Raw genomic sequence first — 14853 nt, forward strand, 5'->3', positions numbered from 1 at the left:
AAGAAGCCCTTGCGACTCTGGTTCGCAAGGGCTTTTCTTTTGCCTCGTGTGGCGCATGGGGTAGCCCTTCAGGCAGGCTTGCCTTATCTTGTAACCAACTATGAGCAAGTCGAACCTTTCGTATTGGGAGCACCAGAGCTTTCTGCAGGGCTTTGATGTGGTGGTGGTCGGAGCCGGTATTGTGGGCCTCACGGCAGCTATTTACCTGCGGCAGCGGCAACCGGTGGCCCGCATAGCCGTGTTGGAGCGCGACGTGCTGCCCAATGGCGCCAGCACCAAAAACGCTGGCTTTGCCTGCTTCGGGAGTATTTCTGAGCTACTGGAGCAGCAGCGGAAAGGCGGCACCGCGGCGCTGCTGGACGTGGTGCGGGCGCGCTGGGAGGGCCTGGGCCTGCTGCGCGAGCTGCTCGGCGATGAAGCGCTGCAGTATCAGCCGGTGGGCGGCTACGAGCTGTTCCGGGCCGCCGATGCCGAGCTGGCCGCCACCTGCCGCGAGCATATCGGCTATTTCAACGAGCTGCTGGCCCCGGTTGTTGGACAAGCGTCGGTGTTTGAGGATGCTACTGCCCAGCTGCCAGCTACTGGCTTCGCGGGTATTGAATGTATGCTGAAAAATACGGCGGAGGGCGCCTTGCACACGGGTCGGATGATGCAGGCGTTGCTCCGGCGGGCCTGGCAGGAGAATATCGTGGTGCTGCACGGCTGCCCCGTCACCCACTTGGAGCCGGGCGCGGCCAGGGTGCGCCTGCACACGGCTTTGGCACCGCTAGAAGCTGGACGGGTGCTGCTGGCAACCAACGCCTTCAGCCGACAGTTCTTTCCCGAGTTGGACGTGACACCCGGCCGGGGGCAGGTGCTGATAACCGAGCCCATTGCCGGTTTGCACCTGCCCGGCACCTTTCACTACGACAAAGGCTACTACTACTTCCGGCAGGTCGACAACCGCCTGCTGCTGGGCGGGGGCCGCAACCTCGACTTCGCGGCGGAAGCTACCACCGAGTCGGGGCTGACGGACCTGGTGCAAGGCCAGCTGGAAAAACTGTTGCGCGAGGTGATTCTGCCCGGCCGCATGCCGCGCATCGACTACCGCTGGAGCGGGACCATGGCTTTCGGCGAAGAGCTGGCGCCCATCATTCAGCCGCTGGCGCCGGGGGTATTTGGGGCATTGCGCTGCAACGGCATGGGCGTGGCCATGGGCGCCCGCACCGGGCAGCAGGCCGCCGAGATGATGAGCCTGTGACAACCGTTGCCAGCCGCTGGGTGGTGGGCGCGAGGCAAAAAAAGGCGGCTCTACATCGTGTGAGGCCGCCTTTTTGTTTGGTGTGAGTCGGGTATTAGGCTTCTTCGCTCTGAAGCTGCCGCTCGTACAGCGCCCGGTACAGCCCGGTTTCCTCGGCCATCAGGGCTTCGTGGGTGCCGTGCTGCACGATTACGCCGTCGTCGAGCACCAAAATTTCGTCGGCCAGCTTCACCGACGACACCCGGTGGGAGATAATCAGGCTGGTGCGGTTGTGCATGATGCGCTGCAGGCTGTTGAGAATAGCGTTTTCGGTGTTAGTATCCACCGCCGATAAGGAGTCGTCCAAAATCAGGATTTTGGGTTCCTTCACCAGGGCGCGGGCAATGCTGACGCGCTGCTTCTGCCCGCCCGAGAGCGTGATGCCCCGCTCGCCGAGCTTGGTGTCGAAGCCCTCGGGGAAGCGGATGATGTTCTCGTACACGTTGGCATCCTTGGCGGCCTGCTGCATTTTTTCCTCCGAAGGCTGGTCGAGGCCGAAGTTGATGTTGTTGCGGATGCTGTCCGAGAACAGGAACACGTCCTGAGGTACGTAGCCGATTTGCTCCCGCAACGAGTTCAGCGAAAAGTCGCGCACGTCCACGCTGTCGACTTCAATCTGACCCTCCGTCACGTCATACAAGCGGCAGAGCAGGGCGGCAATGGTGCTCTTGCCCGAGCCGGTGTTGCCGATGACAGCCAGGGTCTGGCCGGGCCGGATGCGGAACGACACGTCGCGCAGGGCCTGAATGCCGGTGTCGGGGTAGGTAAACGAGACGTGGTCAAACACGATGTCGCCCTGGATTTCCTGCTCGATGTTCTGGCGCGAAACGATGTCGGTCTGCTGGTGCATGAACTCGTTGATGCGGGCCTGCGAGGCCTCGGCGCGCTGTACCAGGGAACTGGTCCAGCCCAGGGCCGTGACGGGCCAAGTCAGCAGGTTCACGTAAATCAGGAACTCGGCAATGCTGCCGGTGGTGATGGTGCCGCGAATCACTTCCTGCCCGCCCACCCAGACCGTGACGATGGTACTGATGCCGATAAGAAACAGAATGAGCGGGAAAAACAGGGAGTTGACGAAGTTCAAACTCAGCGACTTTTCCTTGTAGTTGTCACTGGCCGCAGTGAACTGCTGGTGCGAGTCGTCCTCGCGCACGAACGACTTGAGCACTCGGATACCCGAAAACGACTCCTGCACGAAGGTCGTCATGGCTGCCAGGGAGCGTTGAATCTCGTCGGACTTCCGCTCAATCAGGTTGTTGACGTAGTAGATGCTCACCGACAGAATCGGCAGCGGAATCAGGGTGTAGAGCGTCAGCTTCACGTTCACCATCAGCATGAGCGGGATGATGAGCAGAAACAGAATGACCAGCTGCATGAAGTACATCAGGGCCGGCCCGATGTACATGCGTACCCGGCCCACGTCCTCCGAAATGCGCGACATCAGGTCGCCGGTGTTGTGGCGGCGGTAGAAGCTCAGCGGCAGGGACTGGTAGTGCTGGAAGATTTCGTTTTTCTGGTCGTTTTCCACCAGGCGGCTCATCACGATAAGCGTCTGGCGCATAAAGAACAGGAAGATGCCGCGCAGCAGGGCCATCAGCACGATGAGCAGACCGTAGAGCAGCACATTGCGCCCAAACAGCTCATACACCCCGCTCTGGGCCCGGGTGCCGGCGTAGAGATGGTACAAATCGATGCCCTCCCCGACTAAATCGAAGGCGTAGCGCACAATTTGGGCCGGGAAAATGGCCAGCAGCGTAGACAGTGCCACAAACAGGACGCCGCCCAGAAAATGCCATTTGTAGCGGTACAGGTACTTATTGGTAGCAGATAATGCGCGCACAGATGCAGGAGAGTTGGAGCAGGTTACGAAGCCGTGACCATTCAGGCAAATACTGAAGGGTACGGTGCCCGGCTTGGAAAAATTGGGTACTTTTGCACCCGAATTGAACAGACTACGCGCCCGTTCGTTCAAAGATACAACACCCGACCCCACCCAAACTTCCCACCCTTTTTCAGTTTACTCAAATGGTTGAAATCCAAACGCTGGCCGATACGTCGGTCTTCGGTCAGATTGCCGAGCATCAGCACGAGCAGGTTGTCTTCTGCCACGACCACGAAACCGGTTTGCGGGCCATCATCGGCATCCACAACACGGTGCTCGGTCCGGCCCTGGGCGGCACCCGCATGTGGCACTACGCTTCCGACATGGAGGCCCTGAACGATGTGCTCCGCCTCTCGCGCGGCATGACTTATAAAGCGGCCATTTCGGGTCTGAACCTGGGTGGGGGTAAAGCCGTCATCATCGGCGACGCCAAAACGCAAAAGACCGAAGCTCTGCTGCGCAAGTTTGGCCGCTTCGTCAAAAACCTGAACGGCAAGTATATCACGGCCGAAGATGTGAACATGACCACCAAGGACATGGAGTACATCCGGATGGAAACCAAGCACGTGGCCGGCCTGCCCGAAAGCATGGGCGGCTCGGGCGACCCGTCGCCGGTAACGGCGTACGGCACTTACATGGGCATGAAGGCCGCCGCCAAAAAGGCGTTTGGCTCGGAAAGCCTAGCTGGTAAACGCATTGCCGTGCAGGGCGTGGGCCACGTGGGCACCTACCTGCTGGAGTATCTGCAGAAGGAAGGCGCCAAGCTCATCCTGACCGACTACTACGAAGACCGCGCCCTGGAAGCGGCTGCCCGTTTCGGGGCCGTAGCCGTGGGCCTCGACGAAATCTACGACCAGGACGTGGACATCTACTCGCCCTGCGCGCTGGGTGCCACCATCAACGACGACACCATCGGCCGCCTGAAGTGCCGCGTAATTGCGGGCTGCGCCAACAACCAGCTCCAAAGCGAGGATATTCACGGCCCCGAGCTAGTGGAGCGTGGCATCGTGTACGCCCCCGACTTTTTGATCAATGCCGGTGGTCTGATAAACGTATATTCCGAAGTGGTAGGCTCCAGCCGGCAGGCGGCCCTCACCCAGACCGAAAAGATTTTCGACTTCACGACCCAGGTACTTAACAAAGCCGAGCAGGAGGGAAGTCACCCCCAGAAAGCTGCCATCCGGCAGGCCGAGGAGCGCATTGCGTCGCTCGGTAAAGTCAAATCAACCTATTAATTCTTGGTTGTTGATTGCTGATAGTTGATTGCACAAGAGCCAAAAGCTCCGGGGTAACCAACAATCAATCAACTATCAGCAATCAACAATCAACACTTCAACTCATGCTCAATCGCCGCACGCTCCGCATTAAGGTTATGCAGGCCCTGTACGCTTATCATCAAGCTGTTGGGTCCGATTTTATGCTGGCCAATGACCGCATTGCGGATGCTTTTGCCCCCGATCTGAATGCCCCCGAGGCCCAGGACCGCAAGCTGCTGAAAGGCCAGCAGAAGATGGCCGAGGCTATTTTCCGGGAGTGGCACAAGGCTGGCTCGGGTGCTGAAGTCGAGAAAATCGACGACAAGGAGGTGAACGACGCCGTAACCGACGCCATCAGCTACTACCAGAAGCAGAAGGCCAAGGATGGCACGTTCTACGCCGGGCAGATGGTGCACGGGGCCGAAAGCATCCACACGCAGTATCTGCACCTGCTGAATTTGCCGGAAGCCCTGCTGCGCGTGATTGAGGAAGAGCAGCAGCGCGAGGCCCGCCGCTTCACGCCTTCCAAGGAAGCTCCGCTGGACACCACCCGCTTCGAGGAAAACCAGGTGGTTCAGAAGCTGATCAGCAACAAGCAGCTGCTCGACCTGACCATCCGGCGCAACGCCCAGTGGACCGGTGAAGACGACATGGAAGCCCTGCGCAACGCCTGGCGCAACGAAATCAAGAACGATACCGAGTTCCAGAGCTACCTGGCGGCCCCGGCCGGCAACTACGCCGAAGACCAGGAGCTGCTGAAGTACTTGTACAAAACGTTCGTGTTCAAGGGCGAGGCCCTGCCGGCCTACCTCGACGAGGACGACCAGAACTGGGAAGAGAACCGCTCGGTGGTGAAAAACCTGGTGGTGAAAACCCTGAAGATGCTCGACGAAGCCGCCGACGAAACCCTGGAGCTGATGTCCTTATCAGCCAACTGGGTCGACGACAAGGAGTTTGCAGAAACGCTCTACAAGCAAACCCTGGCCGACGACGAACGGTACGAGAAGCTCATTGCCGAGTCGGTGCAGAACTGGGACGTGGAGCGCGTGGCCCTCACCGACAAGATTCTGCTGAAAATGGCCTTGTGCGAAATGCACCTCTTCCGCGGTATCCCGGTGAAAGTCACCATCAACGAGTACATCGAAATCAGCAAAATGTATAGCACGCCCAAGAGCAAGCAGTTTGTGAACGGTATTCTCGATAAATTGGCGCAGGACTTAACGGCCAGCGGCGCGATTCGCAAGTCGGGCCGCGGTTTGCTCGACAACCAGTAAGGCTGCGGAGCAACCTGAGCCGTCGGCTCTGCGTTGTTGCCTGTAATTCCCTTTCCATCCATTCTCCCACCTCGCCACTCCTTTCTAGCCATGGGTAGCAAAACCACTACCGGTATTCTGTGCTTCGCGGGCGGTGCCCTCACCGGGGCCGCTGTTGGACTTCTGTTTGCCCCGGAAAAAGGGCGCGAAACCCGTAGCTGGCTCAGCTACCAGCTCGAAAAGTACCGCGAGGTGCTGGCCGACCTCACCGAAAGCCTCGTCACCAGCCGCACCGACCTGAGCCCCACCTCCAGCGCCAAGTCGGAAGGCCAGCGCGTAATTCAGGACGCCAAGAGCAAAGCCGAACAGCTGCTCGGCGACGTGGATCAGCTCATCAACCAGATCAACTCGCGCAAAGCCATCTAACGACGCCCGCCGATGTTCATCCGTGTGCTGCTGCGCTGAAGACGTTTCCCTCTTCAGCGCAGCAGCACATTTTTGTTCCGGCCCTACCGCTGCCGTGTTACCTTTGCGTCGGAATTGCTGCATGCAGCGTAGTGAAGCCAGCCCTGGCCTGTAGGGGGCTTGTGCTCAGACAGAAACCTAGTACCTCTCCTAAATAGATAGTAGCAGAATGCACACCATCACCCTCATCCCCGGCGACGGCATCGGGCCCGAAATCACGCAAGCGGTTAAAGACATCTTCTCGGCCGCCGGCGCCCCCATTCAGTGGGAAGAGCAAAACGCCGGTCAGACGACCTTCGATCAGTCGGGCGAGCTGATTCCGCAGTCGTTGCTCGACTCGCTGGAGAAAAACCGCGTGGCCCTGAAAGGCCCCATCACGACGCCCGTGGGCAAGGGTTTCCGCAGCATCAACATCACGCTGCGCCAGAAGTACGACCTCTACCAGAACGTGCGCCCGGCCAAAACCACCGAGGGCATCGACTCGCGCTATACCGGCGTCAACCTGGTGCTGTTCCGCGAAAACACCGAGGGCCTGTACTCGGGCCTGGAAGTGTACGACGAGCGCCTGGGCATTTCCGACTCTTTCAACCGCATCACGGTGGCCGGCTCGCGCAAAATCTGCCGCGCGGCTTTTGCCTACGCCGCCAAGCACGGCCGCAAAAAGGTGACCCTGGCCCACAAAGCCAACATCCTGAAAATGGCCGGCAAGCTCATGCTCGACGCCTGCAAGGAAGCTGCTACCGAGTTTCCGCAAATCGTGTTCGAGGATAAAATCATCGACAACATGTGCATGCAGCTCGTGAACAAGCCCGAGCAGTTCGATGTAGTCGTGACGACCAACCTGTTCGGCGACATCCTTTCCGACCTCTGCGCCGGCCTCGTGGGCGGGCTGGGCGTGGTATCGGGGGCCAACGTGGGCGACGACATGGCCATCTTCGAAGCCGTGCACGGCTCGGCCCCGGATATTGCCGGCCAGGGCAAAGCCAACCCCACGGCGCTGCTGCGCTCGGGCCTGATGATGCTGCACCACCTGGGCGAGCACGCCCTGGCCGAACGCATCGAGGACGCCCTGGACGAGACGCTTAAGCACAAGGAAGAATGCACCGGCGACCTGGGCGGCAAAGCCAGCACCAGCCAGTTTGCTCAGTCTATCATCGGCCGCCTGGCGAAGTAGCAAGTAGCTAGAAGACTAGTTCCCCCTAGCAACAAGGCGTGGTGCTAATGCTTTAGATCTTGTAAAACTTCGTCTTAACTTTACCTTTCTGACGGCTCCAAATAGCCGCCTTCTTCACTTCTATGAAACGTACCCTGTTTTCTGCTTTTCTGCTTTCCAGCGCCCTGCTGTTTGGTGCCTGCAACAACGACAAGTCTGCCGAAGTAGGCACGGAAGGCATGAATGCCGCCGCGACTGTTGCCAGCGACGCCGCCAACCCTACGGTGGACAACCCTAACGTGGCCGGCGAAACCGAAGCTCCAAACCCCAACGCCCCGGTAATGACCTTCTCCGAAGTGGAGCACAACTTCGGCGACATCAAGCCCGGCGAGGTGGTGAAGCACACGTTCGAATTTACCAACACCGGCAAGTCGCCGCTGCTGATTGAAAACGCCACGGCTTCCTGCGGCTGCACGACCCCCAACTGGACCAAGGACCCAGTTCCTCCGGGAGGCAAAGGCACCATCGAGGTGCAGTTTAACAGCCAGGGCAAAACGGGCCTGCAAAACAAGGAAATTGCGGTGCGGGCCAACACCCAGCCCAGCATCACCCAGATTGCCATCCGGACCAACATTCTGCCCGAAACCAACGGTCCGGTTAAGCAATAACCGCCGCCCGGCCTTTCGGCTGTTCTTTTTCTCTGTCATCCTGGGCCCCGCGCAGGACCTTCAGCACGCAAGCGCAAGGCGTAGCAACGCTGCTGCCCCGCCGGCGTAAGGTCTTGTAAGCGAGCTTAGGATGACAGTTGTTTTTTACGCTGGCGGTTCCGCCACCACTTTTTTCGTTGCCATGTTTATAACGCTTCTTTTGCAGACCCAAACCAGTGAAGGCCTGACTTCCCTGCTGTTCCCGGTGCTGATTGCCGTCGTCGTTTACTTTTTTATGATCCGGCCCCAGCAGCGCCGCACCTCCGAGGCCAAGAAGTTTCGGGAGTCGCTGGTGAAGGGCGCCAATGTGGTGACCATCGGCGGCCTGCACGGCAAAGTGCTGGAAGTGCACGAAGAATCGGTTATCGTCGAGGTAGACAAAGGCGTGCGGCTGAAGTTTGACCGCACCGCTATTTCCCGCGAAGTAGCTCCCAAAACCGCACCCGCAGCGCCAGCCGCCTCCGAAAACGCCTAATTCCTCCTTGCCGTGCCGCTTGCCCGCGCTGTTCGTCTGGTCCGCTGGTTTACCAGCCCGTTCTACGGGCAGGAGCGCAGCTACTGGCGGGCGGTAACGGCCTGTTTTCTGGCGGCCTCCACGTTCTGGCTGCTCAATGCCCTGAACAAAACCTACACCACGCGCATCACCTACCCGCTGGCCTGGGCCTACGACGAGCAGCGCTACATTCCCGTGAAGCCCTTGCCTACGGAAGTTGCCGTGAACGTGACGGGCCGGGGCTGGAAGCTGCTGCGCAAAAACCTGCTGCTGGACGTGAAGCCCGCCGAGGTGCGCCTCACCCGGCTACCCGCCACGCGCTTTGTCACGGGCCAGGCGCTGCGGCCGGCGCTGCAGGGTGCTATGGAAGGCCTGCAGTTCAACTACGTGCTGGCCGATACGCTCTGGGTGGAATTTGATCGGCTGGTAGCCCGGCGCCTGCCCCTCACGCTCAGTCCCAGCGTCGATGGCTCGGCCTTGCCCTACGCGGCCGTTTTTACGCCCGAAAGTGTAGTGTTTCGCGGCCCGGCCCGCACGGTCAACAGCTTGGCTAGTCCCTATCCGGTGCACCTGCCGCAGGCGCCAGCGGGTAGCAGTGAGGGCGCCATTATCGTTCCCATTGGCGGCCCCGACCTGGTGCAGACCCAGGTGCAGCAGGTGAAAGTGCGCCTGCAGCCCCGGCCCTTGCTCACGCTGCCCCTGCGCGTGGTGCCCGAGCTGCGCGACTTTCCCCAGGGCCAGCACTTCAAGCTGACGCCCGCCACGGTGCAGGTGCAGGTGCAGTGCTTTCCCGAAGACTCGGCCCGGCTCGACCGTAGCCAGGTGCACGTGCTGCTGCACTACGGCCAGTTTCACTCCCCCGATTCCAGCTTGCAGCCCGTACTGTCGCAAACGCCCAGCCTGGCCCGGGGCGTCCGGGTCCTGACGCGCGCCGTCCGCGTGTCGCAGAAGTAAACGGCGCTGTCCGCCTATCAACTCCCCAGTTCACACCGCCCCATTTCACCACTTCACATATGCTTCGAATCGGAATTACGGGGGGAATCGGGTCGGGCAAAAGCATGGCGTGCCGCCTGTTTCGGGTGCTGGGCATTCCGGTGTATGACGCCGATTCGCGGGCAAAGTGGGTAATGGCCAACGACCTGGTGCTGCGGGCCGAGCTGCAGGCCGCTTTCGGCGCCGAAACGTTTGATGATGCCGGCCAGCTCAACCGCACGTATCTGGCGCAGGTAGCCTTCCAGAACCCCGAGCAGCTGGCCCGTCTCAACGCGCTGGTGCACCCGCGCGTCGGGCACGACTTCGAGCAGTGGGCCCAGGCACAGCAGGCGGCCGGCTTCCCCTACATTCTCAAGGAAGCCGCCCTGCTCTACGAGTCGGGCTCGTACAAGCAATTGGACAAGATTATCACCGTATTTGCCCCGCAGGCCGTGCGCCAGGCCCGCGTATTGCGCCGCGACCCGCACCGCACCGCCGACGATATTCTGGCCATCATCGGCAAGCAGATGAGCGAGGAAGAAAAGCTTAGCCGCGCCGACTACGTGCTGCGCAACGACGACGAGCACCTGTTGATTCCGCAGGTGCTGGAGTTGGACCGGCAGTTTCGGCAGGGGTGAAAAGGGTTATAGCGAGCATACTGTGCATGAAGCAGAAACGCGGCCTTTCGCTCCCTGAAATGTAAAAAGCTCCCTTCACAGAAAAGCCCTTTATCGAACCGTCGATAAAGGGCTTTCTGGTAAAAGGGCGTCTTTTACTAGGAGAGGACAGATTGCTTCGCTCTGCTCGCAAGGACACGTGACAACGCAGCTACTTAATTATTGGGCAGCGCTCAAACGGGCGGGTTTCGTCGAAGTACTTGCGGTAGGTGACGTGGGTTTTGTGGATGCGTGCCCCGATGGAGCGGGTTACGGCCAGCATGCGGGGGTTGAAGTCGCCAATCCAGTTCATTTCGCAGTCGGTGTAGCCTGCTTCCAGGAACTTGGCCCGGGCGTGCTCCATCAGCGCCGATTCGACGCTCTTACCCTGCCAGGCGGGCACCACGCCGAAGATAACACCGAACATCTTCTTGTCGGGCAGCTGGTCGTATTTGCGCTTGTGCCAGAGGAAGCGCAGCTTGTCCCAGAGGTTGAAGCGGGCCCCGATGTGCTTGAAAATCTGGTTGAGCTCGGGCAGGCTGATAAAGAAAGCAATGGGTTCTTCCTGGTGGTAGGCAAACCACAGGAGGCGCTCATCGGCTACCGGCTTCATTTCTTTGACCAGGCTGCGGGCCTTTTCCAGCGACATGCCCGTCACGCCGCTGTGGTTGGCCCAGGCTAGGTTGTACACGTGCTGAAAGTCGCGGGCCAGCTTTTCGGCGTCGCTCTTATCGGCGTGGCGGAAGCTGAACTCGGGTTGCTCGGCGTAGCTGGTTACGGCCCGGTGGAAAGCCGCGTGCAGGGGCATGGCTACATCCCGGCGGCAGGTATACTGCTTGAAGTACACCTGGAAGCCGTAGTTCTCGAACAGCGGCTGGTAGTAGGGCAAGTGGTAGAACATGCCATAGTTGGGCTCGGTGAAACCCGACACCAGCAGGCCCCAGAACCGGTCCCGCTCCCCAAAGTTGATGGGGCCGTCCATGGCCTGCATGCCGCGCTCGGCCAGCCAGGCCTTGCCCGCGTCGAAGAGCGTATTGGCCGCCTGCTGATCGTTGATGCATTCGAAAAAGCCCAGGCCGCCGGTGGGCAAAGTGGGGTCGGTGTGGGCCGTGGCCTGGTTGATGAAGGCCGCAATACGCCCGATGACTTCCCCGCTGGCCGAGGTCAGAATCCAGCGGATGGCTTCGCCGTGCTGGAAGTTGCTGTTCTTTTTGGGGTCGAATACCGCTTCGATTTCGTGGTCGAGGGGCGAAATCCAGTTGGGCTCGTTCCGGTAGAGGCGGGGCGGTAAATCCAGGAACTGCCGGGCCCGCCGGGCGTCGGTTACTTCGAGTAAAGGCATTAGCAGCGGAAAGCTAAGGTTGATTCGCAGAACAGTGCGGCACCAATAAGGCTGGCCACGCTGCCCGGCGAATAGAAAATGGGAGGCTAGGGCCGGCGGAAAACGGACAGAATCTTCACGCCACCTACCCGGATGCTGTATACTTCCGGGCCGTAGCTGGCCGGGTAAGAACCCGGATGCCACCGGTAAGTTGTCAGAAAATAGCGGGCCTGCGCGGCGGAGGTAAGCACCAGTCGGCGCCGCTCGGCCGGGGGCAAAAGTAAGTGGTTGTTGTGAAGCACCAGGGCAGAACGTGCATCAGTGCCTACGGTTACGTGGGCGCTGGAGTCGTGGGCCAGAATCCATTCCAACCCCTGTCGCCCCGACAGGCCCCAGTAGTCGCGCTCAAACAGCCGCTCAGCCACCGGTCCGGGCAGAAAGCTGAAGTACACGTTCTGGTAGGGATGGTCGCGGGCAATGCGGTAGCCGGAGTGCAGCAGGTCGCCCGCCACTGCCAGCAGCAGCGCGGCGCCCAGCCAGCGTTTCGAACCCGGCCGGGCCTGCCACGCCACGCCGGCCGCCACGCCTCGCAATGCCAGCAGCACAAAGGCCGGATAGATGAAGTAAAGGTGGCGCCAGCCGTCATACACCACCGAGTGCAACAGAATAATGGCGGTCAGCGGCGCAAAAAACCACACGGCAAACAGCAGATCCTGGCGGCCAGTGCGGGTGCGCAGCCAGCGCCCGGGCTGTTGAACCAAGGTATACCCCAGCGTGCCCAAGCCCACCAGAAACAGCAGGGTGTAGGCCACGGGCGTGGTAATCAGCAGCCACACCGGGGCGTAGTGCCAGGGCAGGTGCCGCACCGAAATCTGCTGACCCCAGTACTGCACCAGCATATCGGAGCGGTAGCGGCTGAAGCTTTGGAAAGCGGCCAGGAAGTGACCCAGCGGATTTTCCCAGAGGTAAGGCCAGCCGGCCACCACCACGGCTGCCGTTACGGGCAAGTACAGGGCCAGGGCCAGCAGCAGCGGTTTGCGAATGGCCGGGCGGTAGAGCAGCTCCAGGCCGGCAAAGAAGACGGTGAACCCCACCAGCAGCACGCCCATGGTCCGCACATCCAGCGCCGCGCCGCTCAGCAGAGCGTGCGTCAGGGCCCAGCGCCACGATGGACGGCGCAACAGACGGGTGAGCGAGTAAATGGCGCCGGTGAAGAAGGCCAGAAACACCAGGTCCTTGTAATTGTAGAAGGCCTCAGCAAACAGGCGCGGCGACAACAGCAGCAGCCCGGCGCCCAGCAGCCCCAGCAGCCAGCTCCTGAACCGCCGGCGGGCCAGCCGGTAAAACGCGTAGATGCCCGCGGCCACGGTGAAAAACGTGACCAGGTGGCGCAGGAAGTACACCTCACGCGGGTCGTCGGCCCCCACCAGCTTTTCCAGCACTACCAGCGGCATCTGGAAAATCACGCCGTGGTCTACGTCCTCATTCTGGCGCATGTCGGGAATGGCCGCGAAGTTTTCCTGCCGCCGGGCCAGCTCGGGGGCCAGGCGCAGGGCCACGTACTTCACGCTGATAATGCCGTTGAGCCGGTCGAGCTGCTCATCCCAGGACAGGCCGTAGTCGCGGTGCAGCAGGATGCCCAGCACCGCCACCAGCGCAAAGAAAGCCCCGACCAGCGGGCGGCGCAACGAGTCGGGCAGAAGGGGGGAGGGACGCAGCAAAAGGCAGAAGCGTTGGAGAAGGCACCGGCAGAATATGGGCGGCAAGGTACTACCCGCGGCGCGTTTGCCACCGGCCTTTAGCGGGCGGCACTTCCGGGGCACCGTTTAAATCATAACCTTTGGCTTTCCGTCACCCTTCGTATTCCTTCGTCCGTGCTGCGCTCTGTTCCCCGTTTTGTCTGGCTGCTTGTCGTGGTGCTGGCCGTGCTTAAGCTGGCGTTGCAGCTGCACCTGAACCCGGGCCTGGAGTGGAACTACGATGAGCGCCGCAACGGCCGTATTGCCGATAACTACCTGGCCGGCCGCGGCTACGTCAGCCTCGACCCGGTGCGGCAGGTGCTGCGCCCCGACTCCTTCCACGCCAGCTTTCCGGTGTTCGTATATATCGGCTGGCAACGGGCCGGGCTGCCCAAGCACTACTTCACCCTGCTGGTTTTTGCCCTGAGCATAGCCGCGTACTGCCTGGGTATTCTCTACGTTCAGCGCACCCTGGGCTACTTTGGGGTGGCCCCGCCCGCCGCCTGGGGCGGGGCATTTCTATGGGCCGTCTACCCATCGGTGGTGTACTACATCGGGGCCTACATGTGGTACGAAAACCTGGCGCTGCCCCTGCTGATTCTGGTGGTGTACAAGCTGCTGCGCCAGCTCGGCGGCCGGCCCCTGCGCTGGCCCGATACCGCGCTGATTGCCGGCTGCGTCGTGGTTTCCTGCCTGCTGCGGGGCTATCTGCTGGCCGTGTATGGCTTACTGTTCGGCGTGTGGCTGGTGCTGAGCATGTTTGGTTCGGGAGCGTCCGGGCGCAATGCCTGGCGTGCGGCGGGGCTTACTCTGCTGCTGCTGCTGGCAGCACACGGGCCCATCCTGCTGAAAAACCACCGGCTGTTCGGGGCCTGGACGCTCAGTAACCAGGCCGGCTTCGAATTGCTGCAGGGCCACAACCCCGTGACGCAGGGCCGCTTCATGTTCGACTGGGACGAGCGCACCGGCCCCTTCGACCAGTTCGTGCGGGCTCATATTCCCGGCCTCGACTCCCTGAGCCAGTACCAGGAAAGCAAAGCCCGGGCCGGCTTGGCCACCCGCTGGGTGCAGCAGCACCCCGGAGCTGAAGTACGGCTTTGGCTGCGCAAAACGCTGCTGTTCTTTGCCCCGGAAAACTTCATTGCCGATGCGCCCCGCACCAGCTACCACCCCGTTACGGCCGCCGTGCACCTGGCTTTTCTGCTTAGTCTGCTGCTGCTGGTGGTGCGTTACCGGGGCTTGCGGCTGCGCCGTGCCGACGTGCTGCTGCTTACGCCGCTGGTGGCCGTCTGGCTGCTGAGTCTCGTGTTCTTCGTGGGCTTCCGCTGGCGCTATTTTGCTGAGCCGGCCCTGCTGCTCTATCCTTTCATTGTGTGGCAGCGCCTGCGGCAAAAGCAGGGAAGTTCACGTCTGAGCTTGGCTGAGACCAATATGTAGCGTCAATCATAAAGCCAGTAAAAACAAAAAGCCGCTCTGCATTGCTGCGAAGCGGCTTTTTTGGTGGGAGATACTGGGTTCGAACCAGTGACCCTCTGCTTGTAAGGCAGATGCTCTGAACCAGCTGAGCTAATCTCCCGAGGGGTAATGCAAGAAAAAAAGAGTGGGAGATACTGGGTTCGAACCAGTGACCCTCTGCTTGTAAGGCAGATGCTCTGAACCAGCTGAGCTAATCTCCCG

13 protein-coding genes and 2 tRNA genes are annotated in these 14853 nt (G+C 60.8%); 10 read left to right on the forward strand and 5 right to left on the reverse strand.

Annotated features, from left to right (window positions below):
- Positions 1 to 100 precede the first annotated feature (100 nt).
- A complete protein-coding gene (locus LGH70_RS21575) occupies positions 101 to 1240 on the forward strand; it encodes an NAD(P)/FAD-dependent oxidoreductase (protein WP_226189906.1) in 1140 nt (379 codons plus the stop codon).
- A 94-nt stretch (positions 1241 to 1334) separates the two neighbouring features.
- Here the strand turns inward: LGH70_RS21575 and LGH70_RS21580 are convergent, their stop codons facing one another.
- On the reverse strand, positions 1335 to 3119 hold the full coding sequence (locus LGH70_RS21580) for an ABC transporter ATP-binding protein (RefSeq protein ID WP_226189907.1): 1785 nt from the start codon (positions 3117 to 3119) through the stop codon (positions 1335 to 1337).
- A gap of 185 nt (positions 3120 to 3304) precedes the next feature.
- On the opposite strand from LGH70_RS21580, the gene LGH70_RS21585 reads away from it, so the two are divergent.
- The 8 genes from LGH70_RS21585 to coaE all read left to right on the forward strand — a co-directional run bounded on the left by LGH70_RS21585 (position 3305) and on the right by coaE (position 10098).
- Entirely contained in the window at positions 3305 to 4396 is a 1092-nt protein-coding gene (locus LGH70_RS21585; protein WP_226189908.1) for a Glu/Leu/Phe/Val dehydrogenase dimerization domain-containing protein, read from the forward strand.
- A gap of 104 nt (positions 4397 to 4500) precedes the next feature.
- Positions 4501 to 5691, forward strand: coding sequence for a transcription antitermination factor NusB (gene nusB / locus LGH70_RS21590; RefSeq protein ID WP_226189909.1), 1191 nt, complete (start codon positions 4501 to 4503; stop codon positions 5689 to 5691).
- 90 nt (positions 5692 to 5781) lie between these two features.
- Complete coding sequence (locus tag LGH70_RS21595; RefSeq protein ID WP_226189910.1) at positions 5782 to 6096, forward strand: YtxH domain-containing protein; 315 nt, start codon at positions 5782 to 5784, stop codon at positions 6094 to 6096.
- A 208-nt stretch (positions 6097 to 6304) separates the two neighbouring features.
- Positions 6305 to 7309: an isocitrate/isopropylmalate dehydrogenase family protein gene (locus tag LGH70_RS21600; RefSeq protein ID WP_226189911.1), complete on the forward strand. Its 1005-nt coding sequence runs from the start codon at positions 6305 to 6307 to the stop codon at positions 7307 to 7309.
- A gap of 122 nt (positions 7310 to 7431) precedes the next feature.
- Positions 7432 to 7956 carry a DUF1573 domain-containing protein gene (locus LGH70_RS21605; protein WP_226189912.1) on the forward strand — a complete coding sequence of 175 codons (525 nt, stop codon included), beginning with the start codon at positions 7432 to 7434 and terminating at the stop codon, positions 7954 to 7956.
- A 181-nt stretch (positions 7957 to 8137) separates the two neighbouring features.
- Positions 8138 to 8470, forward strand: a complete 333-nt coding sequence (gene yajC / locus LGH70_RS21610) for a preprotein translocase subunit YajC (RefSeq protein ID WP_226189913.1) — start codon at positions 8138 to 8140, stop codon at positions 8468 to 8470.
- Positions 8471 to 8482: 12 nt separating this feature from the next.
- Positions 8483 to 9442: a YbbR-like domain-containing protein gene (locus LGH70_RS21615; protein WP_226189915.1), complete on the forward strand. Its 960-nt coding sequence runs from the start codon at positions 8483 to 8485 to the stop codon at positions 9440 to 9442.
- A 59-nt stretch (positions 9443 to 9501) separates the two neighbouring features.
- Positions 9502 to 10098, forward strand: a complete 597-nt coding sequence (gene coaE / locus LGH70_RS21620; RefSeq protein WP_226189917.1) for a dephospho-CoA kinase — start codon at positions 9502 to 9504, stop codon at positions 10096 to 10098.
- A gap of 190 nt (positions 10099 to 10288) precedes the next feature.
- Here coaE and LGH70_RS21625 read toward each other — a convergent pair whose 3' ends face one another.
- Together LGH70_RS21625 and LGH70_RS21630 are read right to left on the reverse strand one after the other, a co-directional pair.
- The gene (locus tag LGH70_RS21625) at positions 10289 to 11458 is read right to left on the reverse strand and encodes a GNAT family N-acetyltransferase (RefSeq protein ID WP_226189919.1); all 1170 of its coding nucleotides are present in this window, start codon (positions 11456 to 11458) and stop codon (positions 10289 to 10291) included.
- A gap of 86 nt (positions 11459 to 11544) precedes the next feature.
- Positions 11545 to 13158 (reverse strand): glycosyltransferase family 39 protein, encoded by a 1614-nt coding sequence (locus LGH70_RS21630; RefSeq protein ID WP_226189921.1) that lies wholly within the window; start codon positions 13156 to 13158, stop codon positions 11545 to 11547.
- Between the two features lie 153 nt (positions 13159 to 13311).
- On the opposite strand from LGH70_RS21630, the gene LGH70_RS21635 reads away from it, so the two are divergent.
- A complete protein-coding gene (locus LGH70_RS21635) occupies positions 13312 to 14613 on the forward strand; it encodes a hypothetical protein (RefSeq protein ID WP_226189923.1) in 1302 nt (433 codons plus the stop codon).
- A gap of 61 nt (positions 14614 to 14674) precedes the next feature.
- Here the strand turns inward: LGH70_RS21635 and LGH70_RS21640 are convergent.
- Both LGH70_RS21640 and LGH70_RS21645 read right to left on the reverse strand, forming a co-directional pair.
- Positions 14675 to 14752 (reverse strand) — tRNA-Val (locus tag LGH70_RS21640).
- A 25-nt stretch (positions 14753 to 14777) separates the two neighbouring features.
- Positions 14778 to 14852, reverse strand: a tRNA-Val gene (locus LGH70_RS21645).
- Position 14853: the final 1 nt, after the last annotated feature.

It is taken from the genome of Hymenobacter nitidus, assembly GCF_020447315.1.
Taxonomy (GTDB): Bacteria; Bacteroidota; Bacteroidia; order Cytophagales; family Hymenobacteraceae; genus Hymenobacter; species Hymenobacter nitidus.

Coding starts and splice junctions, on each gene's coding strand:
- nusB (WP_226189909.1), top strand. CDS start 4,501: ATGCTCAATCGCCGCACGCTCCGCATTAAGGTTATGCAGGCCCTGTAC.
- LGH70_RS21605 (WP_226189912.1), top strand. CDS start 7,432: ATGAAACGTACCCTGTTTTCTGCTTTTCTGCTTTCCAGCGCCCTGCTG.
- LGH70_RS21600 (WP_226189911.1), top strand. CDS start 6,305: ATGCACACCATCACCCTCATCCCCGGCGACGGCATCGGGCCCGAAATC.
- LGH70_RS21595 (WP_226189910.1), top strand. CDS start 5,782: ATGGGTAGCAAAACCACTACCGGTATTCTGTGCTTCGCGGGCGGTGCC.
- LGH70_RS21625 (WP_226189919.1), bottom strand. CDS start 11,458: ATGCCTTTACTCGAAGTAACCGACGCCCGGCGGGCCCGGCAGTTCCTG.
- LGH70_RS21575 (WP_226189906.1), top strand. CDS start 101: ATGAGCAAGTCGAACCTTTCGTATTGGGAGCACCAGAGCTTTCTGCAG.
- LGH70_RS21585 (WP_226189908.1), top strand. CDS start 3,305: ATGGTTGAAATCCAAACGCTGGCCGATACGTCGGTCTTCGGTCAGATT.
- yajC (WP_226189913.1), top strand. CDS start 8,138: ATGTTTATAACGCTTCTTTTGCAGACCCAAACCAGTGAAGGCCTGACT.
- coaE (WP_226189917.1), top strand. CDS start 9,502: ATGCTTCGAATCGGAATTACGGGGGGAATCGGGTCGGGCAAAAGCATG.